We start from the raw sequence: 21,806 nt of genomic DNA, 5'->3' as shown, positions 1-21,806 counted from the left end.
CGTCCATGCCAACCCGCTGTGCAGATCATCACGGCCTACATGACCCGGCTGGGACAGCATCCCGTCACGACCCGACGTAACCCGCATTCGTTAAAGATCTCTAGCGGCCGCCCTGCCATACTCAGGGCAAGGCGAAGCAGGAGGTGGGCGGTGCCAGTCGCTGGAAACAACTGACACCGCCCACCTGTATAAGGGAGGAGGAGAGTGGCACATGGAGACTTAGGCTAAGAGCCGGAAACGGCCTCGTCTCTTGCTTGCTCAAACCGCAAAGGGGTCGCCCATCACACCACACAGCCGCACTAGCCCCGGCTGCCCCTCGTCGCTGACTTTCACATAGATGGTGTAGGACCATCCGTGCGCATCCGCTTCACGTCGCGCCCAGACCAGCACTTCGTCAATGTCGGCTTCTGACACCTGGTATTCGTGCGAGTGGTTACTGGTTGTGTCCCAGAAGTACACGCGATACACGGCACGGTCCTGCTCCCAAGTGATATCCCTGGGGTCTACCGGACAAATATGCATGGATTTATTATAGAGATCTACTTCACGTAGATCGTCTGGCTGAGGCCGGTGTCGATGTTGCCAGGCTTCGGAGCTGTGATCTGGCCATTGATGACGCCAGTGTAGGTGCCCGCCTTGCGCACCTGCTTTCCACCTTCGAGCGGCGTGTAAAACGTCGCGGTCTTCCCGCTCTTGATCACCTGAGTCTGGCTGGAGGTCGTCATGACCTGCCTCGGCCCCACGCGGGGCCCCAATTCCAGCCTGCCATTGATGTGTACGGTAACCGACGGGTAGGTACTCTGACAGGTAACGCGGGTCTTGAAAAGAATGCGCCCATCGGGCTGCCCCGAGGACCGGTGAGGGTTCTGCGGCGTTGCGATACAGCTCGCGCCACCAGTAGCGGCAAGCTTGAAACTCCCCGGCTGAGGTGATTCCTCGGCCACTGCAGGGGTCGACATCAGAACGGTCGCAGTCAATCCAACCGATCCCAGAGCGGTTATCGTTCGGCGCTTCATGAGCACAGGTCTTTCTGATGGGGGGGGTTAGTTAGAGCCAGGAGCTTCGGAGTTGAGAAATCGACTAGCCCTGCCCCTGGGTGACCCGACGTTACAGCCTCCCATCATCTGACTGTTAATCAGTTCTTACCATCGGACCGGTCGCGTTAAGGAGTGCGGCTGGGGAGCACTTGGTTCGCGGGATGGATGAACTGGCCACTTCCTACTGGCGCGTTGGGCGATCTGCCCTCGGGGATCTGGGAGTGTCTCCCGCTGGCGGGTAACCGACAGGTGAAGCGTCCCCGTGATCTTTGACACGCTTCCTGTCACGGGGCGAGGGACCCAGCAAGTCTGGTGCCTTGACAGGGGGAGACGCCTTTCCAAGCCAGGGAGACCAGCTCCGACGGATCCGAAGCAGGCAGGTGGAATCGATGCCCTCGACACTGCGGGACATCGTTCAAGGGCTCGAGGCGGGGAGCACGTCGAGCCGAGCTGCCGCTACCGCGCGCACGCCCAACTCGCCGAACTCGTCGTCGCCGTCAGCCTCGAAGCCATCCACGGCACTACGCCGAGAACGACCGGAACTATGGGGCGCACCTCCACGCCGGCGTGGCCTGGTCAGGCGACGCGCCTTCTCATGGAACACATCGTTGGCGCACGTACACCTTCCGCCACGTGTGGCTGGAGAGCCGTGCCACGGTTCAGGTCCGTACTGGGATGGGCCGGGACAACCGCACCGACCTGTACCAGGATCGGCGGCGCAAGGTGTGGGAGAACGACGGCGTCACCGCGACTCCGCGCAACGGCTGTGGCCGTTTCGTCGACGCCGTCTCCTGGGGTCGTGACCACGACCGCCACGGCGATCACCGTGGCGGCGACCGTGACCATCGTGGCGGACACCGTCACCGACTTGACGACTTGTGGCGCCGGCTCATAGCCGGGTCGACAGCGCGCAGGTCGCCTTCTCAGGGTGCGGAGGAGGCGACCTGCGGTGTGTGGCGGGCTACTTGAACCAGTAGCGGACGCCGTGGTGGTGGGAGCAGGTGCCCTGCGAGTGCCGCGAGTAGGACAGCGAGGCATCCATACACTTCGCGGTCTCGTACTTGTCCTTGGGCTTTTGATGGTGTGTCCAGCCGCACACGCCGGTGGTGTGCTGGATGCAGCGGTGAGCGGTGTTGGTCGACGGCAGCGTCGCCGCGGACGCGGCCGGTGCGCTGAAGTAGACGCCGGCCAGGGCGACAGCCACGGCTGAGACGGTAAGTCGAGCGCGCAAAGGACCCCCCTTTGAGTTTGAGCAAATGCAAGGGGACTCTATACGGGCTTCAACCGCTTACGTGACGTTTTGCTTTTCTGGACGCGGCGGCGGGCCGCGGAAGCCGTGCGGAACGGCCGGAGCTGTCGTGACTCGTCTCCTCGGAGAGCAGGGCCGCCCGATAGCCAGGCGTCGCGTGAGGGGACATGGGCTGCGAGTTCGGCGGCGAAGTGGCGGGCCTGGGCACCCCAGTCGTAGTCCACCGTGCCGAAGTGCCATAGGGCGTCCGTCAGCTGATGTGCCTTCGGTAAGAGTGAACAGCGGCAGACGCGAATCGCGCAACTCCGGCACAGCGAATCCGGGATCGAGAAGTTCGTCCATGCAGGCCAACGGGCACCGGCCGCGCCGGTTGCGCTCACAGGCCAGCCCCTGAACAGGGATTTACCCCTTTGGCCGTAGCGGACTGGACGTCACACGTAGCCGGCAGGGACGTCGACCTCCGGGCTGGCTCGGTGCCGTCGGGTTGCCCTGGCACAACTGCGGTGTGTGTCTGTCGTCGAGCTCAGCGGGGCGTGTCGGCCGTGCCTTGACGGAGCCGCCGTGTGCGCGGCCCTCTGTCGCGCGTGGCAGGGGTCAGGGCCTGGTCATCGTGCGGTTGTGTGGTGCCGCTGGCCCACAGGGCGCCGCCCTTGCCGGGCCGCCGGTGGGTTTATAGACGACGAGGTTTCCGTCCGTCTGCATCTCGGCGTAGGCGCCCGGGTCGCCGTATGTACGGCTCGACCAGATGGCGGCGCGGTCCCGCCGACGGTACATCACAGGGTTGCCGTCGGTCTGCATGACCAGGCCCCGGACTCCCAGCTCTGTCCCCAGGGGCAAAGTAACCGGCGGGTAGCTTTCGGATAGTCAGATGGCCCGTTTCCTCGCTCTCGGGCGTCTCGTTGGGCCGTCCGAGTGAAGCCCGGGGCAGGCGAGGGAAGGGGCGGGTGTGCGGCAAGAGTAGTCGCCGGAAGAGCTGTCGGCGAGCTGGACGCTGGTGGACGGCGACTGGGAGCTGGTGGCGAACAAGAGCGGGGCGACGCGGCTTCAGTCTGCTGCTGAAGTTCTTCGAGCTGGAGGGCCGGTTCCCGGGCCTTCTGGAGGAGGTTCCGCAGCCCGCGGGGAAGTACGTCGCCGGGCTGGTAGAGGTGCCGGTGGCGGCCGACGGCAACGAGAACGGCGCCGCGCTGCTGGCGCTGTTCAAGAGCGACCCGGGCGCGGTCGGCCTGGACTCCCTGCTGACGGAGATCACCAAGGTGAACGATGTGCGCAGACTCGGGCTGCCCGAGGGACTGTTCACGGACTGCTCGGAGAAGCTCTGGCCGCATGGCGGGCGCGGGCGATCAAGATGTACCCCGCGGACTTCCGCGACACCGCCGAGGACGTGTGGATCACTCTGCTAGCGGCTCTGTGCTCATCCCGGCAGGCGGAGATCACCGATGCCCTGGGGGACCTGCTGATCGCCTTGGTGCAGAAGATCAACGCTCGCGCCGAGCGGCGGGTGGAGAGGCAGCTCACGGCGGAGTTGAAGAAGGTCCGCGGCAAGGAGGGCATCCTCTTCAGGCTGGCGGACGCGGCGATCCGCAAGCCGGACGAGATCGTGCGCACGGCTCTGTATCCGGTCGTCGGGGAGAAGACGCTGCGCGATCTGGTCGCCGAGGCGAAGGCGAACCAGAAGGTCTTCAAGGCCAAGGTCCGCACCACGCTGCGCTCGTCGTACAGCAACTACTTCCGACAGATGCTGCCGCCGCTGCGGACGTTGGGCTTCAGGTGCAACAACACCGCCTACCGGCCGGTGATGGACGCGCTCGCGCTGCTGGAGAAGTACGCCGACGTCGACGGCAAGATGCGCTTCTACGACGCTGGCGACGTGGTGCCGATGGACGGCGTCGTACGCAAAGACTGGCGCGAGGCCGTCGTCGACGACAAGGGCAAGGTCAAGCAGATCCCGTACGAGTGTGCGTCCTGGTCGCACTGCGGGACGCGATCCGCCGCCGCGAGATCTACATCGAGGGCAGCCTGCGCTGGCGCAACCCGGAGGACGACCTGCCCGGCAACTTCGAGGCCACCCGCACCGTGCACTACGCGGCGATCCGCCAGCCCACGGACCCCGAGGCGTTCATCACCGACCTCAAGCGGCGGATGACCGATGCCCTCGACCGGCTGTCCGGGGCGCTCACGGACGGCTCGGCGGGCGGGGTGAAGGTCACCACGCGGCACGGAGAACCGTGGATCAAGGTTCCGAGGCTGGAGAAGCTGGACGAGCCCACCGTCCTCCAGGCGCTCAAGGACGAGGTCGTACGTCGCTGGGGCGTGCTCGATCTGCTGGACGTGCTGAAGAACGCCGACTTCCTCACCGGCTTCACCGACGAGTTCGCCTCGGTCGCCGCCTACGAGCGCATCGACTGAGCCGTCCTCCAGCGCCGCCTGCTGCTCGCTCTGTTCGCGCTGGGCACGAACATGGGGATCAGCGCGATCGTGGCGACCGGCGAGCACGGCGAGAGCGAGGCGGCGCTGCGGCACCTGCGCCGGCACTTCATCACCGTCGACAACCTGCGGGCCGCCGTGCGCAAGCTGGTCAACTCCACCTTCGCCGCCCGGGATACCGCCTGGTGGGGGCAGGGCACCGCCTGCGCCTCTGACTCGAAGAAGTTCGGGTCCTGGTCGTCGAACTTCATGACCGAGTACCACGCCCGCTACGGCGGCAACGGCGTGATGGTGTACTGGCACATCGAGAAGAAGAACGTCTGCATCTACTCCCAGCTCAAGAACTGTTCGTCGTCCGAGGTCGCGGCGATGATCGAGGGCCTGCTGCGGCGCTGCACGGACGCCGAGATCGAGTCCAACTACGTCGACACGCACGGCGCCTCCGTGGTCGGGTTCGCCTTCACCGAGCTGCTGAACTTCCGTCTGCTGCCCCGGCTGAAGAACATCGGCAGCATCCGCCTGTACCGGCCCGACGACTCCCCGCCCGGCTGGCCGGCGCTCGGCGGCTCGCTGACGACCCGGGCCATCAAGTGGGACCTGATCGCCCAGCAGTACGACCAGATGGTCAAGTACGCCACCGCGCCGCGGCTGGGGACAGCGGAGGCCGAGCAGGTGCTGCGGCGCTTCACCCGCGGCGGACCGAAGCACCCCACCTACGCCGCGCTCGAAGAACTCGGCCGTGCGGTCCGTACGATCTTCGCCTGCGACTATCTGGCCAGCCCCGACCTGCGCCGGGAGATCCACGGCGGGCTCCAGGTCGTGGAGAACTGGAACTCGGCGAACACCGTGCTCCACTACGGCAAGGACGGCGCCCTGACCGGGCCGGACAAGGAGCACGCCGAGACGTCGATGCTCGCGCTGCACCTGCTCCAGTCCGCGCTCGTGCACGTCAACACCTTGCTGCTTCAGCAGGTCCTCGCCGAACCGGCCTGGGCGAAGAAGCTCATTGACGAGGACCGGCGCGGGCTGACCGCCTTGTTCTGGTCGAACATCAACCCGTACGGCACCTTCCGCCTCGACATGGACTCCCGGCTCGAACTCCCGCTGTTCGCCACCCTGCCCCGCCCGCGCCGCGCGGCCGACGACGTTGGGCAGCCCATGACGGCAAAGCGGTAGCGGGGCAGTTGCTGTTCCGTCTGGCCCTGCTGCACCCGGAGATCGCCATCGTCTGGGCCGACACCGCCTACGCCAAGAACGGTCTGGTGCCCTGGGCGAAGAAGTACCTCGACATCACCACCAAGACGGTGCGGCGCCCGCCGGAGGCCAAGGGCTTCGTCGTGCTCCCGCGCAGGTGGGTGGTGGAACGGTCCTGGTCGTGGATCATGAGAGCCCGCCGCCACTGCCGCGACTACGAACGCCTGCCCGAGATGAGCGAGTCGCTGATCACCTGGGCGGCGATCACGTTGATGACACGACGGCTCAGCCGCCGCAAGAACCGTCCCGCCGAACGCCGCGACGTCCCCCACGGCTACGTGATGCCAGAAGCTGCCTGAAGTCGACCCAGCGGGCTCGACGGTGCCTCGTGTCGGCGTGCTTGCCGTCGTGCGGTGGGGCAGGCCAGCATGCTCGGGTGGCAGTCGATTGGTTGGAGCAGAGCCTGCTCGACGCGGTCCGCGACGGCGAGATGCTGGACCTTGCCGGTGACGGGCCGGTCGACGAGGCCGCGATGCGGTCCTGGGACGGCGCCCACACCGTCTCGGCGGCGTTGATCCGTGACTTGGTCCGCGGCCGTCGGGACATCGAGGCGGACCCGCACGGGCTGCGGCTGCGCGGGGCGCGCATCACCGGCCGCGTCGACCTGGCGAACATCACCAGCGATCTGCGGGTTGAGCTGGTCGACTGCTTCGTCCCCGACGGTCTGAACCTGTGTGACAGCCAGCTGCCCGGCCTCGTGCTGGACGGTTCCTGTTTCGGGCACCCCGCGGGTTCGCACGACCCACCGGTTGACGCCGCACGCTTCACCGCGCCGGTGATGACGATGCGCGGAGCGGTTGCCAACGCCGACACACCTTCCGGCGCGGTCCGGTTCCTCGGCGCCCACCTCGGTCTGCTGGATTGCGACGGTGCGCGGCTGTCGAACACGTCCGGTCCCGCCCTGCACGCCGAGTTTCTGCGGGTCGATCACAGCGTGTTCCTCCGCGACGGGTTCCGGGCCACCGGCGTCGGCGAACAGGGCACGGTCCGGTTCGCCTACGCCCATCTGGGTCGGCTGGCATGCGACGGTGCGCGGCTGTCGAACACGTCCGGGCCCGCCCTGCATGCCGATGGTCTGCGGGTCGACCGAGCCGTGTTCCTCCGGGCCGGGTTTCGGGCAACCGGCGCCGGACACTCCGTGCTCGCCTTGAACGGCGTGTCGGTCGGTTCGCTGTGGTTGGACACCAGCGGGGTGACCCGGTCGGGTCAGGCCACGGGGGCCCTGGTCGGCATCGACGGGCTGACCTACGGGGACCTGCCGGCGCCGGTCGGGTTGTCCCGGTGGCTGGAGCTGTTGCGTGACCACACGCCCGGCTACTCCGCTCAGCCGTACCAGCAGTTGGCCGCCGTCCACCGGGCGGCCGGTCACGACAGCGAGGTGCGGGACATTCTCATGGCGCAGCGGCGGGACCAGATCGACCGCGGCGGGCTTCGGCGGCGTGACCGGGCCTGGGCCCGATTCACCGGGCTGGCCCTCGGCTTCGGTTATCAACCCTGGCGAGCGCTGCTGCTGTTGTTCGCCGTCCTCGCCAGCTCGGTCGCGCTGGCGGTCGTCCTCGGCGGGCCGGGCGGCGGCCTGGAGCACACCGCCCGCGCGAGCAAGCCCACGACGCCCTGCAGCATCGTGGAGCGGGTCGGCGTGGGTATGGATCTGGGTCTGCCGGCGGTCAAGACGGGGGCGCAGGACCTGTGCGCCCCCACCGGCACCCATGCAGGGCAGACCCTCACCGTCGCGGGCTGGGTGCTGCAGCTGGCCGCGTGGGCGTTGGCCACCCTGTTCATCGCCGGCTTCACCGGCGCCGTGCGCAAGACCTGACGATTCGCCGAGATGAAGATATGCCCGAAATCAAGATCGGTCCGGCGATCGTGAGACGGGGTTCGAACCCGCGACCTCCGCCACGCAGGTAGCGCCGCTCTACCCGCTGAGCTACTCGGCCCGGGGCGGCGTTCCGGGAGGGCAGCCGGAATACGCTGGAAACGTGCCGTAGGCTGGCGGAGCCCCCAGATTGAGACTGAGCCTCCCCGCGTCGGGCACGAGCAGACCCCGATCGAGAAGGAGCCCCTTGCGTCTACGCCGGGCCGCTTGGGGAGTGCTCCTCAAGCGGCCCGAAGCCCTCAGGCACGGTGATCCCGAACCGCTGGCACAGCAAGGGCACGTCGTGGCGATCGACATCGCGAGCCGGATAGCCGGTATGCCAGCGCACCGCCCACTCGGCCGACTCGCACCGAACCGCAGTCCCGGCAATCGAACCACGTCCGGCGAGTGCTTCAGCCGGAAAAGGACCGCCCTCCACCACGGATCCGTAGTGCAGCGATCCGTCCGCGAGCGGCTCGTAGAGGTGCAAGTCGACCCGCAACCGAACGCCGTCGTGCAAGACGAAGTTCCACGGCCTGTCACCAGGCCAGGGGAAGATCCGGTCGACACCAGCCTCAGCAAACGCGACGAACAACTGCTCAAGATGTGCGGCCGGCGCCCATACGTCAAGGTCGGAATGTTCTCGCGTCTGCTCCCCGAGCAGCGCATCCACGCCCCACCCGCCACCAATACACGCATCTGCGCCGTGGGCGTCGAGCCGCTCCACAAGCGCGACTACATCCTTGGCTGACATCGAATAGTCGCTCACCGCATCAGGGTAGAGGCCAGCCCGATCCCACATCTGGCGATTACTACGGCCTTCACTGGACCCGGGATAACCGGTCCCCCTTGCCCAGGTCCAGACCACCCACGGCCTGGACATCGGCACCCCTGTCTGCCAAGCCTGTCTTCATTCGTTTGACGACAGGTAGCGGGCGCGTCCAATGAACCCGTGCAATCCGGGGGTCCGCGGCAGCCCGAATCCAATCAGATCCGATGGCAATTGCTGACAGGGTTTGATGACAGGTAGGGTCCGAGCCTCCGTCTGGAAGGGGCCCTTCGGTGGCGAACCTGGTCTACAGGCGGGTCTCGACCGACCAGCAGTCGACCGCCCGGCAGAATCTCGTCCTGGCGGAGGCTGAGATCGAGGACCCGGTCGTCTTCGAGGAGGACGGCGGTCCCTCCAGCCGCCTCCACCCCTTCAGCGCCCGAAGTTCCGCGCGCTCCTCGACTACGCGCGGCCGGGCGACACCGTGCACATCTCCGAGATGTTCCGCCTCGTACGCGGCACCGGAAACATCCTTGACGTGCTCGACGTCCTCCACCGCGACCAGGCGGCACTGCGCATCCACGACGGCGCGTTCTCCGCGATGGACCTCACCGCCCGCCACCCGCGCACCGGCTAACTGCTGTCCACCGTGAAGTTCATGGTGCAGACTCTCGCCGCCGCCGGCGAACTCCAGCGCGACCTCCAACGAGAGCTGACCTACGACGGACTGCGCGCCGCCGAGGCCAAAGGCAGCAAGGGCGGCCGCCGCTCTGCCGTCCCGCCCGACAAGACCGACACCGTCCGCACCGCCTACCTTCAGGGCCGCTCGATCGCCGCCCTCGCCCGCGACCACGGCGTCAGCCGCACCGCCGTCGCTGACCTCATGCCCGACCACACCACCGCCGGCCGCGAAGACGCCCCGGCCCCGGAACTGCCAGTCACCCTCGACATGCCCGGCAAGGTCGCCGACTTCCTCCGCACCACCGAACTGGAGCCCACCGAGCGCGCCGCGCTCGACCACGGGGTGACCGTGCGGCGCGGCCAGGGCTACACCCTCCGCGTCACCGCCGCCCCCGCCGTGCACCGCCAGTTCCTCGCCCGCTGCCAACCGCTCGACGGCGCCCAGGGCGTCCCGGCGGTCCCAGCCCAGCGCAAAGCCCGCCGCGAGTACGAGAACCGGGTCGGCACCCTCGTCGATCCACGGCCTGAGCATCACTCGTAGCTACTTTGCCCCTGGGGACAGAGCTGGGAGTCCGGGGCCGACCAGGCGGGTGTAGGTGCCCTGCGTCCACCAGCCGGGCTTGAGGGTGTTGCCGGAGTGGGTGGTCTGCGGGCGGGCGTTGGTGCCGCTCGCCCACAGCGGTGTGGTGCTCGCCTGCTCGTAGACGACGATGTTGCCGTCGTCCTGCACCGTTGCGTACGCGCCCGGCGCGGCCGTCCGTTGGGCCGGACCACCATTTCTGCAGGTCCGGGCGGTCGTATGCCTTATCCGCGTGGAGGCGCTGGGGCTTGAAGTGCCGGCCGTGGTGAGGGTCGTGTCTCGTTTGGTGACCCTCGACCATGGGCAGTCCGTTCGCGTCCGACAGTACGTGCATCTTGGAACCCGGCTTACCCCGGTCCACGGAGCTCGGACCTGTGTGTTCGCCTTCCTTTTCGCCCTGACGTGGGCGGTGTCGAGGACGACGCGGGTGACGTCGATGAGGCCGGCGTCGTCGAGCCGGTGCAGACCGCCTCGTGCAGACGGCCCCAAACGCCGGCTCTGGACCAGATCAGGAACCGGCGGTGGGCTGTGGACTTCGACATGCCGAAGCAGGGAGGCGGTGCCCGCCAGGCACAGCCGCTGACCAGCACGCAGATGATCGCCGCGAACAGAGTCTCATCAGGCGTGTCCTGCGTCCCGCCGTCCTGCGGCCGAACCCTCGCCGGAGGGATCAACGGCTTCGCGATCTCCCACAACCCGTCCGGAACAATCCAACTCCACGTACCCCGCCCCATGCACAGCCCAACGACCGCCTCACCACGTAGGACGCGGTCTTAGAGGTCGTTTTCTCCCGTTGTTTCATCCCGGAATGCGGATTTGATTGGGTTATTTCGGGTCGTGCCAGGATATGGTGGTCTCGCCGGTGAGGGGGCGAGCCATGAGGTCGGTCATGGCCAGGTGGATCACGGCTTGGGAGCGGTGCGGGTGGGTTTCGTAGTCGCGGACCAGGCGGCGGTGGAGCATGAGCCAGCCGTAGGTCCGCCCCACGGCCCAGCGTTTCGGGATCGGGGTGAATCCCCTGGTCCCGGGGGCGCGCTGGACGATTTCCAGGTCGATGCCGAGGGCGGCGGCGTGCTCGACGAAGTGCTTGCGGTAGCCGCCGTCGACCCAGACCTTGCGCAGGGTGGGGTGGTCGGTGGCGGCCTGCTCGAGCAGGGCGCGACCAGCGGTGGAGTCCTGGACGCCGGCGGCAGTGACCAGCACCGCGAGCAGCAGGCCGAGGGTGTCGGTGATGATGCTGCGCTTGCGGCCTACGATCTTCTTGCCCGCGTCGATGCCTTGCGACTTGGCGGGGACAGGGGTGGAGGTCTTGACGCTCTGGGCGTCGATCACGCAGGCCGAAGGGTGGCGGTGCTTGTCCTCCTGCTGGCGCACCAACTCCCGTAATAGGCCGTTGAGCTGGGCGAAGATGCCGTCGGTCTGCCATTTGGCGAAGTAGCCGTAGACCGTCTGGTGGGGCGGGAAGTCGTGCGGGAGGTAGGCCCACTGGCAGCCGGTGCGGTCCACGTACAGGATCGGGTTCATGATCTCGCGCAGGTCGTGCCGAGGCGGCCGGCCGAAGTCCAGGGTCCCGGCCCCGGCGTTCGAAGCGCCGAGCGGACAGCACCGGCTCGATCAACTCCCAACGGGCATCGGACAGATCACTCGGATACGCGCGACGTGCCGTCATGACCTGGACGTACTGCCGGTTGGGGGCGTGCGCTCAGGCGTGCATCTTGCCCCGCGGAAGCACGGCACAGACAGGGGCGTCCAGGGATGAGACAGGCGCAAGCCACTACCAACCCCACCCGTCACACCATCTGCGCCGACAAACGCGACCGGTTCAGTACCCTCACAGGGCCTGCGCCGTCTGCGTCCGCGGCGGGAGCGGATCGGTGGTATGCCCTTCACCAGGGGGATCAGGGCCTGGCTGTCGTGCAGGTTCGCCCCAGCGATACTGATGGACAGGGGTAGACCGGTCCGCTCGGTGATTAAGTGCATCTTCGATGCCGTACTCGCCCCGGTCTACAGGATTCGGGCCCGTCAGGTCCCCCTTTTTTCAAGGCCCGCATGTTCACCGAGTCGACCGCGCATCGGGACCAGTCCAACTCTCCGCGAGAACCGAGCTTGTCAAGGACCAGGCGGTGGGGTTTGACGCACACCCTGGCCTTCGTCCACTCGGAGAAACACCGGTGGGCCGTCGCCGCCGACGGCCCAAACGACGCTGACGGCAACTGCTGCCACGTGCAGCCTGACGTGGCCACGAACATCCAGTGGGCGTTCATCACCCTCATGTCCCGCCGCCCACCTCATAACGCCGTGACCTGCAGAAAGGAGATGTGACACAACTTTTCAGAACCTTGTGACGGTCGGAGCCTGCCGGAATCCGGCGGCGATCTCATGGTGGCGTGCGAGCAGCGTGTTCGGGCCGACGCGGACGCAGAACTCCGCGCGCTGTCCGTCGCGGTAGGCATACATCTGGCCCCGCCGGAGACTTCGACAGCGAGGACCTTCCTGCCGTCGTGGTCGATCACACGCAGCTGCCGCGCTCAGGGTCCGTCGGCCCCGGGCAAGGAGCTGTGAGCGGACCATGTCCGCAGGGCGCGGTCGACGGTCCTGAGGACGGCAGGCACGACCTCCGTCATCCCCGGGCGCCAGCCGGGCACGGAGTTGACCTCGCAGACGACGAAGGCGTCCTCGTCGTCCGAGTCCTCGGAGTCGAAGAGGAGGTCCACGCCCGCGATGACGAGCCCGGCCGTACGGGCCGCGGCAACGGCCAGGGCCTCCGCCCGCGGATGGCGGCCCAGGCACAGGGTGGGACGGCCGCCCCGGGCGAGGTTCGAGACGAGCGTACCGCTGGGGGAGGTACGCACCTCGGCTCCCACGGGCTTCCCGTCCACCACGACCACCCTCAGGTCACGGCCGTGCGAAGCGGTCACGTACTCCTGGAGGAGGAGCGGTGCCTTCTGGTCCAGTGAGCCCGCCAGGTCGCGCAGCAGGGGCATGTCGGAGGCGAGGAACACCCGCTTCCCCTGGTAGCCGTTGACGGCCTTGACCACGTACGGAGCATCCAGACCCCGGATGCGCAGCACGCCGTCCAGGGGCGCGGTGGCGTACGAGAGGGTGTCGGGCACGGGCAGCCCAGCCAGGGCCAGTTCCTGGAGCTGCCACACCTTGTTCCGTGAGGCGATGTGCCCTTCCAGTGGGTTGAGGAGCACGGCTTCCATGCGCTCCAAATGCCGCAGCAGCGTCACCTCACGGTCGTGGCGCATGGAGCCGGGCACCTGCCGCACGCACACCACCTTCGGCGCGGGCACGTCCAGACCGCCGAGGGTGCGCAGGAACAGCTTCCCGCCCTGGACGCCGAAGACCAGCTCGTCGGTGCGCCAGGAGACGAAGCGGTCGCCGTACGCCACGCCGAGAGCGTCAACCAGCTCCTGGGTCGAGCGCAATAAAGGGAACGGGTTCTCCCGGGCCAGCAGCCAGACGTCGGCAGCCGTCGGCGCCGTCGTCGTATCCACCATGCGTCTCTTCTCCCTTCTCCCCCTCGGCACAGGACCGGCGCCAAGCGGGTCAGTCGACCAGTCTTGCGTATGCGGCGGCGTCGAGCAGACCATCGCCGAGTAGCCGGAGGGGGATTTCACCCTTCGGCCCTCACGGGAGCCTCTCCAGCTACGCAGCTCCACGAAAACACCAGTGCAGAGACGCACCGCACCACAGTCACAAATCCTGAAACGATCACTTGCTCCCCAGGTCAACGCTTCACCCATCCAGTGATCGTTCGCGGATTTGTCAGTGACCGCCGGCAGCAGCCTGGCTCTGGCCGAACAGGCCGACGTCGCCACCAGCATCGTCATCAACTCCGCCTGCCTCCGCCCTTGCTGGGGCTACGTGGGACGATCGCGAAGGAACGTCCCCCAGAACCGATGGCAATGGCAACCCGATTCACTATCAGGCGTGGGACGTCAACCGGAAGAATCCAGGCCAGCGCCGGGATGCGGAGCGGATTGTCACGGGCAGTGATGGTGCGGCCCGGTACAGCAGTGACAGGTACCAAACATTCACCCGAATGTGCTGAGCCCCACCACCAGCGGACGGCCGCTGAGGTTTGCAGAGCTGGTCAGCCGGGTGGCTATCGCAACGGCAGCTGTCCCCGCTGTACCCATCGCCCACACGCCTCGCGCTCGCCGAGCGGAAGTGACGGAATCCTGGAGCCATGCCACGGGGCATGGGAAGAGTGCAACGGGCGGTACTCGCCCACCTGCGCAGTGAACCCGCCGGGCGCAGCGCCGTCGACGGCGCCCCGCTGCTGACCTCGATTACTCAACTCGTCCGCGTGGTCTATGAGTTAGCCGAGCCGAGCGACGCCCAGCGCGCTGCCGTACGGTGGGCCGTGCGTCGCCTCCAGGAGCAGGAGCAGGAGCTGATCGAGGTCCGCAGCCTTGGGCGCGAAGTAGCGCGCCTGCTGCCGGTAGTTGCCGCCGCGTGAGTCCATGACGTTGCTCCCCGCTTCCCGTCCGTCCGGCGTGCGACCGCGTGGCCGGATCTCCCGGGAAACTGCCCGAAGTAGGTGGACAAAAGGCGGCGCTGACGTCGAGAAGTGCCTTTCGCCGCAGGCAGATTTGGTCAACGTGGTCGTATGCGCCTACTCCGCTCCGTACAGATGAGCGAGCCGAGCCTGCTGTGCCCTGTGACGGGTGCGTGCCCCGTGTGGGGAGGCGGCAGGCCGGGCAGGGGGGTCGGGCGCGGGTGGTGCCACTCTGCGGGCGTGAATGACTAACTTGCAGACAAGTCCTTCCCGTGTGACGCCCGGGTCAGCGGCCCGGACGATCCGGAGCGGTGTGCCGAGGCGGCGGTCTTCGAGATCGACCGGCTGTGTGACACGTCCCTTGCGTGGTGTCCTGCGCACCTGGATCCGCTGCTCATGGGTGCACGCAACGTGGTGTGGCCGTCGCGGGTGCAGCTCCTGGAGCCTGTTGAGCACCCGGTGATTAGTCGCTATCCGCTCAGCTCGAGCGGCTCGTGTTGTCGGCGGCGTATGAACCAGGGTTCGGCCGCCGAGATGTCAACGAGACGGGCAGGCCGTGAGCCGGACGAAGTCGAGATCACTCTTTCGACTGGAGCGGGTGCGGTGGCGACGGATGGCGTCGTGCGGGACTGGCATCGGCTGGTGCTGCAGCTTGTCTCACGCTGCATCTGTCTCATTCGGTCTGGGGAGGACTCTTCATGCGTTTGCGCGTTGTGCGGACTTGCGTGGGTGTGGGTTTGACCACGGCCGCTGTCGTAGGCGTTCGGCGGTTGCGACGGCTGCCGCGCCCGGAACGGCGGGTCCTGGTACCCGTGCGGCGGCCTCACAGGTGGTCAAGAAGACGTTCACTGTTCGAAACCAGGCCGATAATGGAGGTTGGGGCAGCGTGGTGTACGGCGGTGGCACAGTCCGGTGTCGGGCGGGAACCGTCCTCCCGGGAGGTGGAGCCAAGATCGAAAACCCCCGCGTGCCCCTGGACGCCAGTGCTCCGACGGGTGACGGCCGCGGCTGGAGTGCCCACTATGACAGTGGCCATGAAGCCTGGCCCGATAACACGATCCTCACCGCGACGGTGTATGCCGTGTGCCAGTCCTCGTACCGGCGGAGCCGGGCCGCGGCGGCAGATGGCGGGCGCCCGGCCCGGCCGAAGCTCGGCCGGTTCAGCCCAGGGGGACGACGCCTTTGCCAGCGGTGGCCCATTGGAGGCGCAGGCTGGTGCCTTCGGTGACCACGATTTGCACCTGATTGTCGACGGCACCCCTGGTCCCCACGCGGGATCATACGGTTGCCGAGCAGCCGAAGAACTACCGGTACTCGACCAACCACCAGGTTGTCATCGACGCCGACACTCGACTCGCCGCCGCCGTCGGCAGGCCGGTCACGGGCAACCGCAACGATTGCAAGGCGTGGGAACTTTCCGGTGCGAAGGTCGCCGTCGGCCGGGTCACGGTCATCGCGGACGGCGGCTATCGGGGCACCGGCCTGCTCATCCCGCACCGCCGTGAACGCGGCCGGACCGAACTGCCAGCTTGGAAGGACGAGGACAACACCTCCCACCGCAAGGTCTGGGCCCGCGTCGAGCACGTCTTCGCGCGGATGAAGGCCTGGAAGATCCTTCGCGACTGCCGTCTGAAGGGCGACGGCGTTCACACCGCCATGCTCGGCATCGCCCGGCTGCACAACCCCGCCCTCACGGCATAACTCCTGCCCCATACGGGACCAGAGAGGTCCGAAGGAGGCGGCTCCCCGCCTCTTCGGCTCGGAGAATGCTCAGTCGATACAGAACTCGTTGCCCTCGATGTCCAGCATCGGGATGCACGAATCATTGCCGTCATACAGCGTTCGCACGTGTACCGCGCCGAGCGGGACCAACCGTGCGCATTCGGCCTCAAGTGCGGCGAGGCGCTCTTTGCCCACGAGCCCGGTGCCGACCCGCACATCAAGATGCAGCCGGTTCTTGGCGGCCTTCCCTTCGGGGACGCGCTGGAAGTACAGTCGCGGGCCCACACCTGAGGGATCACTGCAGGCGAACCATGAATCCCGCTGCTCAGGTGGCTGCGAGCGCTTGAAATCCTCCCAAGTGGCAAACCCCTCCGGTGGCGGCGGCACGACGTACCCCAACACCTCGCACCAGAAACGAGCGAGGCGCTCAGGTTCTGCGCAGTCAAAGGTGACTTGGAACTTCTTGATCTCTGACACCGGCGCACCATAGCAGTGGGAGTCTGCCGCACCTGGCGGCGGAGCCCACCGGTGGTCCCCAGGATCCAGTCCTGACCAACCACCCTCATGCCAAAGATCAGTTACGGGACAGCCCTCAGCCGGGGAGGCCCAGCTCGGTGTCCGGGCGGCAGCAGTGCGTACACCCTGGCACCTGCTGCCGGAGCGTCTTCACCGCCTGCTCGCGGGTCACCGGCCGGCATCTGACCGCTCTTTGCCGCCGCCCAGCAGTCACCGATGTGCACAGCGTCCGTGTTGGCCAGGTTGAGGTCGTACTGGATCGGCCATTGCGCCGCCGTGGCCTGGCGAGCCTCAGCGGCTTGTCGCCCCGCGTCCCGTTGTTCCTCGTCTGCGATCCGCCGGGCGATCAGGGCCAGTTGTGTTATGGCCTGCTGCGCCATGACACGGCGGGCGAAACGCAGTATGTCGAGACGGGACAGCGGATGTCGTTCGTTCACATGTCAGTGGGTGTTCTCCTTGAAGCATACGACGTAACTCGTCGAGCCGACCTGTGTGAGGGAGCCCGTCGCTCCCTTCACATCCCAGCAGGAGATGTCGGTGACGGCGTTCTTGAACCGCTTCAGCACTTTGTAGGCGGCGTGGGCGTCACCACAGTCGTGCTTCTTGATGTGGGGATCCTTCTCGGTGCCGGTGTTCTCGAAGCAGTCGCCCGCCTGCACGCTGTCGGCGTCACCTGGGCCTCTGCTGAAACCGTTGACCGCGATGGAGGCGCCGATGGACACGACGAAGAGTCCAAGGATGATCCTATTTCGGATGACTTTGCGGCGGTCCGGCTGGGACACGTCGAGCGGCGGCAGGGTGGCCAAGGAATTCCCCCGAAATCATGGAAATGATCTGTGCTGAGCGCCGAAGACTAACCGAAGTCGAGCGGCGGCACCCAACTCGCCTGCCGAACCAGGGCATTCCCGGCGGCCCGTAGGTGAACGTGCTGACGGCCCCGCTCAGGCTCTGGGCACGCCGGACGATTTCCGCTCATCAAGAGCCTGCGTGCGACGGTCGAAGCCCCTCCAGACGATGTGCCCCTGCGTGAGTCACCCATCGTTGTCCATGCCCGTGCTCAGCCGTTGCTCGAGGTCGCTGACCCAATCCTGAGCCCACTGCCGAAGTTTCTGAGATCTGGTCCGCAGTGGGCATCGCGCAGTTTCAGTGGCCGCGGCTTCGGACTGATCGATCCCGGTCACCTTGCCCGCGAGCGAGACCCGTCCGTTCTGTTTGCCGTGGCCGCCGTTGAGAAGTGGCTGCCGGGGGAGCACGGCGCCGCCCTTACCGGCCTGACCTCGCTCGACACAGCCTCAGGAAGGCCCCTGGGTGTGTCTCCCTGTGGCCCACTGCCGGCTTTCTGGACATTGATGAGGAGTACCGCGCGATGGTTGTGTACGCGAGCCCCGTACTCGGCGTTGGCCTGGGCCGCTATGCCCGACCGATCAGGTGGCGTTCTTGGACCTGGCCAACGCCGACCGGCTGTCCGGCCAGCGCGCCACCACGCCCCCCGCCATGCCCGCCGATGCCCTGGAAGGCCGCTCGGGGGTGGATGCCGGATGGTGGGCCGAACTCGGCCGCCCTCCACGTCCGTGGCCACGACGCCGCCGGAGCCGTTCCCGGTGTCATCTCTCCTACGCGCTGAGCCCCCGGGGGCGCCCTCGGTGTGATCCTGCGTCTGCGCTGCCGGGAGGACGAGATCGTGGCCCGTGCCCTGCTCGGCCACGCCGACACGGAGATGGCCCCCGGCCCCTGGACGCCTTCCAGTTCGCCACAGTTCTCACCCTCGGTCTGGAAGCTCTCCTCGTACGCCACCGCCCCGCCACCCACGCCGCTCTCAGGGCTGTCGGGTGCGCCGGAACCGACCTGTGGCGCTACATGCACCGCCGCACTCTCCCTGCCCCTGAGCTGCCCCACCTCGACCGCTGCGACACCGGGCCCGCCACCCCCGGCGCTCGCCGCCTCCTCATCACCGAACACACAGGGAGACCCTCGCCGACGCCACCATTGGAACCCCCGTACAGGGCACCGGAGTTCTGTGGTGGATCGGTCTCAAGCCCGCCGCACGAGGACGATGGACTCGGCCGCGCCCTCCTCGGTGCCGCACTGGACGCTCTCCATCGCACGGGCGCCATCGACCTGATCCTGTTCGTGGACGATGACGCACCGCCCGGTGACGACCGAGACACCGAACCGCCGCCAAAGCCCTCTACGCGGCGTTCCGTCGGCCCTCGACCAGTGGATCGCGATCAGCTATCGATGCCGTGCATTGGCCAAGGAGAAGACCGCCAGCTATATCGAACACCACCTCACCATCGCCGGGCGGCAGGACACCCTGTTCTCTGACGACGCCGTCCACCTGATTCATCTCACCAGCCGCGGCCTGCCTCGCTCGGTCGCAACATCGCCTGGCAGTCCCTCGTCGCCGCCTTCACCGAGGAGAAGGGCATCGTCGACGAGTCCTCCACCCGCGTCGCCACCACCGAGACGCACGCGACAGAGTGACGACGAAACCGACACCACGTTCACGACGATCCCGGCGGCCGCCGGTGTCATTTCACCTCGCCCCGTCGACAACCAGAATGTCGCCTTCATGAACATCTCATCTTCAGCATCGCTCAACAGAGCCGCAGATCGCAGTCATGGCGACGGCCTGTTCCAGGGTGGGTCGTTGCGGACTGTGAGGTCGTCGCGGACCTGGCTCGCTCGCTGGGCGGCGAGCAGAGCCGCCATCACGGCAGGATTGAGCTATGCCCGGTGCTTGAACGAGGTCGTGACACGGTTCTGGCCCCGCGCGCTCGCCGGCGACGAGCTGCTGTTCGTGGTGTGGGTGTAGTCCGGCGAGCAAGGCCGATCAGCCTGCTATTCGCGGTGTTGGCGCGAGTGGCTGACGACGCTCGCCAGTGCCTCGCGGAGGTGCGCTGCGGACTTGCGCGCTGAGCGGCGCGAGCAGCGCTTGGTCTGCCTCCTGATACGCGGCAATGGCCGCCTGCAGGGTGCGGCGGCCGCCCGTGTTCTCCGAGCGCACGGACTGGCGCGCTGACGCCTACTGCCTCAGCCCCGGTTCCAAGAGCCTCCTGACGCTTCTGGGAGCCACACACTCCCTCGGCGGCGTCGCCACGTACGACGGCAAGGAGACGACCGACGAGTACCCCGAACGCGTCGCTGCGCTACGCGCCCTCATCTGGGCCTACCTGCTCTCCGCGCTCTACCCCGGCGACATCGCCTGGCCCGGCGCGGTCGCCGCCCTCCAGGCCATGTCGATCCCCACGGGCACGGCCGAATCGAAGTAGCCGACAAGCCCCCGGGGTGATCAATCCAGCCGCGAGCGAGTGTGCAGGTCCGCATCGAAAGCCGGCGCTGAAGGACAGTGATGAAGTATGGCGCGCTCGGCCGCACGGGCATCCAAGTCAGCCCCTATTGCCTGGGTGGCTTCGTCGGGGTGGGGCGAGAACGGTTGATACCGAGTTCGGGCGACAGATGTTGATCAGGCGGGTCCAGAATGTTTCGAGTTCCGAGAACCCCTCATCGGCGTGTCCGGGTGTGTGGCGACGTGTCCGGGTGTGTGACGACGACCGGCGCCGGGGATGAACGGAGCCGTCGTTGGCGCCGAGATCGATCTTGATGCCGGTCCGGCTGCTCGCCTTCTCCGGGCTGCCAGTACTCCAGTGCAACCTCGTGGTCTATAGGTCGTTCTCCCTGGCCGGAGCCCGCTGCTGAGCGGCCTTGTGCAACCTTGAGAGGATCAGGGCATGGCGGACTCATCTATGCGGATCAATGCCCTCATCGTCGATGCCGGCGACCCGGAGCGGCTTGCCACGTTCTGGTCTGAACTGCTCGGGAGGCCGATCGTAGGCCGTATGGGCCCCTACGTATGGCTGCGCCGAGAGAACGACCTGGGTCTGGGCTTCCAGCAGGCCGCCGGACCCAAGTCGGGCAAGAACCGAATGCACTTCGACGTCAGCTCACCCGACCCCGCCGCCGAGCAGCAGCGGGTTGAGACGCTCGGCGGACGCAGGCTGGAGCAGTACGCCGACGGCGGGTTCCTGGTGATGGCGGACCCTGAGGGCAATGAGTTCTGCATCATCCCTGAGGGCCCGTTCGAACTCGACGACGAGGGGTGCGCGGACTACCTCAGCTGACCGGCATTCCGCATGAGGCCAAGGCGGCGTGGTGGCAGCACGAGTGGCCTCAGCTGACGGTGCTGGAGCGGTCGACCACGCGGACATCAAGGCCACTTGAGACCTAGACCGCGCTTGTGACCGGTTCTCGGGCGACTGGCCCAACGACTGTCGCTGATCGCTCGTCGTGGAGCTTGCGGTCGGCCCGGCGCGCGAGCTCGCCGAGGGCAAAGAGGGGCCGGGTGTCCCTCGCCGTCGTCAACTCGCCCTCCTCCAGCGTCCTGGCCGGCGACCTCAATACCCTGCGCGCCATCGAGGCCGAGCTCACCGAGCGCGGAGTCTTCTGCCGCCCCGTGAGCGTCGACGTCGCCTCCCACTCCCGGGACGTGGACCTGCTGCGCCCCGAACTGACGGCGGCACTCGGCGAGATCCGTCCGGGCCCGCCCGCGGTCGGCATGTTATGCACCGTGTGCTGCGCCCCGCTCACGGGCCCGGAACTGGACGCCTGCTGCTGGATGGACAATCTGCGCCGCCCGGTGCGGTTCGCCGAGTCCGCCGCTGCCATGGCCGCGGTCGGCGACCACGTCTCCTTGGAGATCAGCCCGCACCCCGTGCTGACCGCCGCCATCGAGGAGACGCTGACCGTGGCCGGAGCCACGGCCCGTACCGCCGCCTCGCTGCGCCGCCACCAGTCCGAGGCGGCCCGCATGGCCCGCGCTGCCAGTCGGCTGTTCACGCACGGAGCGCGCCTCGACTGACGCCGTTGGTACCAGGGCGCCGTCTGCCGCTGCCGCTCTACGCCTGGGACACCGAGCACTACCGTGAGGAGGCCGCGGCCGTCGCACCCGCGGCGACCCGCGAGACCACTCGGGAGCGTCCGGTCGGCGACTGGGGTGACGTCTCGTTCCGCGGCGTCACCCCCCTGCCGGCCGCCGCCTAGCTGCTCGCGTGACCGACCTTCCCACGGCCGCCGCGGACGACGCGTACCTGTTGGAGGACGTACGGCTGGGCGACGAGCTGATCGAGGCTACGGACCGTGCCCGGCTGCGCACCACCTGGGGTGCGCCGGGGCCGGATGGGGTGCGGGACGCCGCCGTCGACGCGATTGCTCC

General features: G+C 67.5%; 22 protein-coding genes and 6 pseudogenes. 15 read left to right on the top strand and 13 right to left on the bottom strand.

All coding sequences use genetic code 11. The features are described from left to right. Positions 1-258: 258 nt before the first annotated feature. From M878_RS51070 to M878_RS51060, 3 genes are all read right to left on the bottom strand, one after another. Positions 259-522, bottom strand: coding sequence for a hypothetical protein (locus M878_RS51070; protein ID WP_209445479.1), 264 nt, complete (start codon positions 520-522; stop codon positions 259-261). A 17-nt stretch (positions 523-539) separates the two neighbouring features. Then, entirely contained in the window at positions 540-725 is a 186-nt protein-coding gene (locus M878_RS51065) for a hypothetical protein (RefSeq protein ID WP_023544137.1), read from the bottom strand. A gap of 1,273 nt (positions 726-1,998) precedes the next feature. Then, complete coding sequence (locus M878_RS51060) at positions 1,999-2,241, bottom strand: DUF3761 domain-containing protein (protein WP_023544136.1); 243 nt, start codon at positions 2,239-2,241, stop codon at positions 1,999-2,001. A gap of 989 nt (positions 2,242-3,230) precedes the next feature. Between M878_RS51060 and M878_RS98715 the strand changes: the two genes are divergently transcribed. From M878_RS98715 to M878_RS51045, 6 genes and pseudogenes are all read left to right on the top strand, one after another. Then, on the top strand, positions 3,231-3,686 hold the full coding sequence (locus M878_RS98715; protein ID WP_209445478.1) for a DUF4158 domain-containing protein: 456 nt from the start codon (positions 3,231-3,233) through the stop codon (positions 3,684-3,686). Beyond that, a complete protein-coding gene (locus M878_RS98710) occupies positions 3,632-4,429 on the top strand; it encodes a hypothetical protein (RefSeq protein WP_023544134.1) in 798 nt (265 codons plus the stop codon). The genes M878_RS98715 and M878_RS98710 overlap by 55 nt, the downstream gene beginning before the upstream one ends. Beyond that, positions 4,426-4,692: a hypothetical protein gene (locus M878_RS98705; protein ID WP_209445477.1), complete on the top strand. Its 267-nt coding sequence runs from the start codon at positions 4,426-4,428 to the stop codon at positions 4,690-4,692. Before M878_RS98710 ends, M878_RS98705 begins: the two co-directional genes overlap by 4 nt. A gap of 51 nt (positions 4,693-4,743) precedes the next feature. Then, the gene (locus M878_RS98700) at positions 4,744-5,886 is read left to right on the top strand and encodes a Tn3 family transposase (protein WP_023544132.1); all 1,143 of its coding nucleotides are present in this window, start codon (positions 4,744-4,746) and stop codon (positions 5,884-5,886) included. After that, positions 5,877-6,197 (top strand): annotated as a pseudogene (locus tag M878_RS51050) (transposase); the annotation flags it as partial. The gene M878_RS98700 and the pseudogene M878_RS51050, both read left to right, overlap by 10 nt. A 143-nt stretch (positions 6,198-6,340) precedes the next feature. Then, positions 6,341-7,780, top strand: coding sequence for a hypothetical protein (locus tag M878_RS51045; RefSeq protein ID WP_158692606.1), 1,440 nt, complete (start codon positions 6,341-6,343; stop codon positions 7,778-7,780). Positions 7,781-8,033: 253 nt separating this feature from the next. On the opposite strand, the gene M878_RS51040 is transcribed toward M878_RS51045, so the two are convergent. Continuing rightward, positions 8,034-8,588, bottom strand: a complete 555-nt coding sequence (locus M878_RS51040; protein ID WP_245237978.1) for a nucleotidyltransferase domain-containing protein — start codon at positions 8,586-8,588, stop codon at positions 8,034-8,036. Between the two features lie 484 nt (positions 8,589-9,072). Here M878_RS51040 and M878_RS99220 point away from each other — a divergent pair, with 484 nt between their 5' ends. Further along, positions 9,073-9,225 carry a hypothetical protein gene (locus M878_RS99220; RefSeq protein WP_023544128.1) on the top strand — a complete coding sequence of 51 codons (153 nt, stop codon included), beginning with the start codon at positions 9,073-9,075 and terminating at the stop codon, positions 9,223-9,225. Positions 9,226-9,246: 21 nt separating this feature from the next. After that, complete coding sequence (locus tag M878_RS000000100950; protein ID WP_023544127.1) at positions 9,247-9,810, top strand: hypothetical protein; 564 nt, start codon at positions 9,247-9,249, stop codon at positions 9,808-9,810. Here the strand turns inward: M878_RS000000100950 and M878_RS98175 are convergent, their stop codons facing one another. The 5 genes and pseudogenes from M878_RS98175 to M878_RS51015 form a co-directional block, all read right to left on the bottom strand. Further along, on the bottom strand, positions 9,811-9,999 hold the full coding sequence (locus tag M878_RS98175) for a hypothetical protein (protein WP_023544126.1): 189 nt from the start codon (positions 9,997-9,999) through the stop codon (positions 9,811-9,813). Between the two features lie 22 nt (positions 10,000-10,021). Continuing rightward, positions 10,022-10,583 (bottom strand): annotated as a pseudogene (locus M878_RS93225) (transposase); the annotation flags it as partial. Between the two features lie 91 nt (positions 10,584-10,674). Continuing rightward, positions 10,675-11,518: pseudogene (locus tag M878_RS51025) on the bottom strand (IS5 family transposase). Between the two features lie 167 nt (positions 11,519-11,685). Further along, positions 11,686-12,101 (bottom strand): annotated as a pseudogene (locus M878_RS98170) (transposase); the annotation flags it as partial. Between the two features lie 276 nt (positions 12,102-12,377). Next, entirely contained in the window at positions 12,378-13,352 is a 975-nt protein-coding gene (locus M878_RS51015; RefSeq protein WP_023544122.1) for an ATP-grasp domain-containing protein, read from the bottom strand. Between the two features lie 350 nt (positions 13,353-13,702). Between M878_RS51015 and M878_RS000000101640 the strand changes: the two are divergent. Next, positions 13,703-13,906, top strand: a pseudogene (locus M878_RS000000101640) (ribonuclease domain-containing protein); the annotation flags it as partial. A 270-nt stretch (positions 13,907-14,176) separates the two neighbouring features. On the opposite strand, the gene M878_RS97200 reads toward M878_RS000000101640, so the two are convergent. After that, positions 14,177-14,323, bottom strand: a complete 147-nt coding sequence (locus M878_RS97200; protein WP_023544121.1) for a hypothetical protein — start codon at positions 14,321-14,323, stop codon at positions 14,177-14,179. 1,265 nt (positions 14,324-15,588) lie between these two features. Here M878_RS97200 and M878_RS51010 point away from each other — a divergent pair. Continuing rightward, positions 15,589-16,057: pseudogene (locus tag M878_RS51010) on the top strand (transposase); the annotation flags it as partial. 69 nt (positions 16,058-16,126) lie between these two features. Here the strand turns inward: M878_RS51010 and M878_RS46455 are convergent. The 3 genes from M878_RS46455 to M878_RS51005 all read right to left on the bottom strand — a co-directional run bounded on the left by M878_RS46455 (position 16,127) and on the right by M878_RS51005 (position 17,400). Continuing rightward, positions 16,127-16,555 (bottom strand): VOC family protein, encoded by a 429-nt coding sequence (locus tag M878_RS46455; protein WP_031223512.1) that lies wholly within the window; start codon positions 16,553-16,555, stop codon positions 16,127-16,129. A 115-nt stretch (positions 16,556-16,670) separates the two neighbouring features. Continuing rightward, positions 16,671-16,748: a hypothetical protein gene (locus tag M878_RS99210; RefSeq protein WP_245238350.1), complete on the bottom strand. Its 78-nt coding sequence runs from the start codon at positions 16,746-16,748 to the stop codon at positions 16,671-16,673. 286 nt (positions 16,749-17,034) lie between these two features. After that, complete coding sequence (locus tag M878_RS51005; protein WP_023544118.1) at positions 17,035-17,400, bottom strand: LppU/SCO3897 family protein; 366 nt, start codon at positions 17,398-17,400, stop codon at positions 17,035-17,037. A 1,346-nt stretch (positions 17,401-18,746) separates the two neighbouring features. On the opposite strand from M878_RS51005, the gene M878_RS97195 reads away from it, so the two are divergent. The 5 genes from M878_RS97195 to M878_RS97190 all read left to right on the top strand — a co-directional run bounded on the left by M878_RS97195 (position 18,747) and on the right by M878_RS97190 (position 21,634). Further along, positions 18,747-19,409 (top strand): hypothetical protein, encoded by a 663-nt coding sequence (locus tag M878_RS97195; RefSeq protein ID WP_158692605.1) that lies wholly within the window; start codon positions 18,747-18,749, stop codon positions 19,407-19,409. 175 nt (positions 19,410-19,584) lie between these two features. Continuing rightward, positions 19,585-19,866 carry a hypothetical protein gene (locus M878_RS51000; protein WP_209445476.1) on the top strand — a complete coding sequence of 94 codons (282 nt, stop codon included), beginning with the start codon at positions 19,585-19,587 and terminating at the stop codon, positions 19,864-19,866. Between the two features lie 459 nt (positions 19,867-20,325). Further along, on the top strand, positions 20,326-20,715 hold the full coding sequence (locus M878_RS50995; protein WP_031223510.1) for a VOC family protein: 390 nt from the start codon (positions 20,326-20,328) through the stop codon (positions 20,713-20,715). Positions 20,716-20,831: 116 nt separating this feature from the next. After that, a complete protein-coding gene (locus tag M878_RS50990) occupies positions 20,832-21,452 on the top strand; it encodes an acyltransferase domain-containing protein (protein ID WP_078630140.1) in 621 nt (206 codons plus the stop codon). 5 nt (positions 21,453-21,457) lie between these two features. Then, positions 21,458-21,634 carry a hypothetical protein gene (locus tag M878_RS97190; protein ID WP_023544113.1) on the top strand — a complete coding sequence of 59 codons (177 nt, stop codon included), beginning with the start codon at positions 21,458-21,460 and terminating at the stop codon, positions 21,632-21,634. Positions 21,635-21,806 lie beyond the last annotated feature (172 nt).

The organism is Streptomyces roseochromogenus subsp. oscitans DS 12.976 (assembly GCF_000497445.1).
In the GTDB taxonomy this organism is placed as follows: domain Bacteria; phylum Actinomycetota; class Actinomycetes; order Streptomycetales; family Streptomycetaceae; genus Streptomyces; species Streptomyces oscitans.
This window is presented reverse-complemented; position numbering and strand designations above follow the sequence as displayed.

What these genes read in the sequence shown, in the direction of transcription:
- M878_RS97200 (WP_023544121.1), bottom strand. Translation starts at nt 14,323, where the DNA reads ATGGACTCACGCGGCGGCAACTACCGGCAGCAGGCGCGCTACTTCGCG.
- M878_RS51015 (WP_023544122.1), bottom strand. Translation starts at nt 13,352, where the DNA reads ATGGTGGATACGACGACGGCGCCGACGGCTGCCGACGTCTGGCTGCTG.
- M878_RS98710 (WP_023544134.1), top strand. Translation starts at nt 3,632, where the DNA reads ATGTACCCCGCGGACTTCCGCGACACCGCCGAGGACGTGTGGATCACT.
- M878_RS51065 (WP_023544137.1), bottom strand. Translation starts at nt 725, where the DNA reads ATGACGACCTCCAGCCAGACTCAGGTGATCAAGAGCGGGAAGACCGCG.
- M878_RS98705 (WP_209445477.1), top strand. Translation starts at nt 4,426, where the DNA reads ATGACCGATGCCCTCGACCGGCTGTCCGGGGCGCTCACGGACGGCTCG.
- M878_RS51070 (WP_209445479.1), bottom strand. Translation starts at nt 522, where the DNA reads ATGCATATTTGTCCGGTAGACCCCAGGGATATCACTTGGGAGCAGGAC.
- M878_RS000000100950 (WP_023544127.1), top strand. Translation starts at nt 9,247, where the DNA reads ATGGTGCAGACTCTCGCCGCCGCCGGCGAACTCCAGCGCGACCTCCAA.
- M878_RS98700 (WP_023544132.1), top strand. Translation starts at nt 4,744, where the DNA reads ATGGGGATCAGCGCGATCGTGGCGACCGGCGAGCACGGCGAGAGCGAG.
- M878_RS50995 (WP_031223510.1), top strand. Translation starts at nt 20,326, where the DNA reads ATGGCGGACTCATCTATGCGGATCAATGCCCTCATCGTCGATGCCGGC.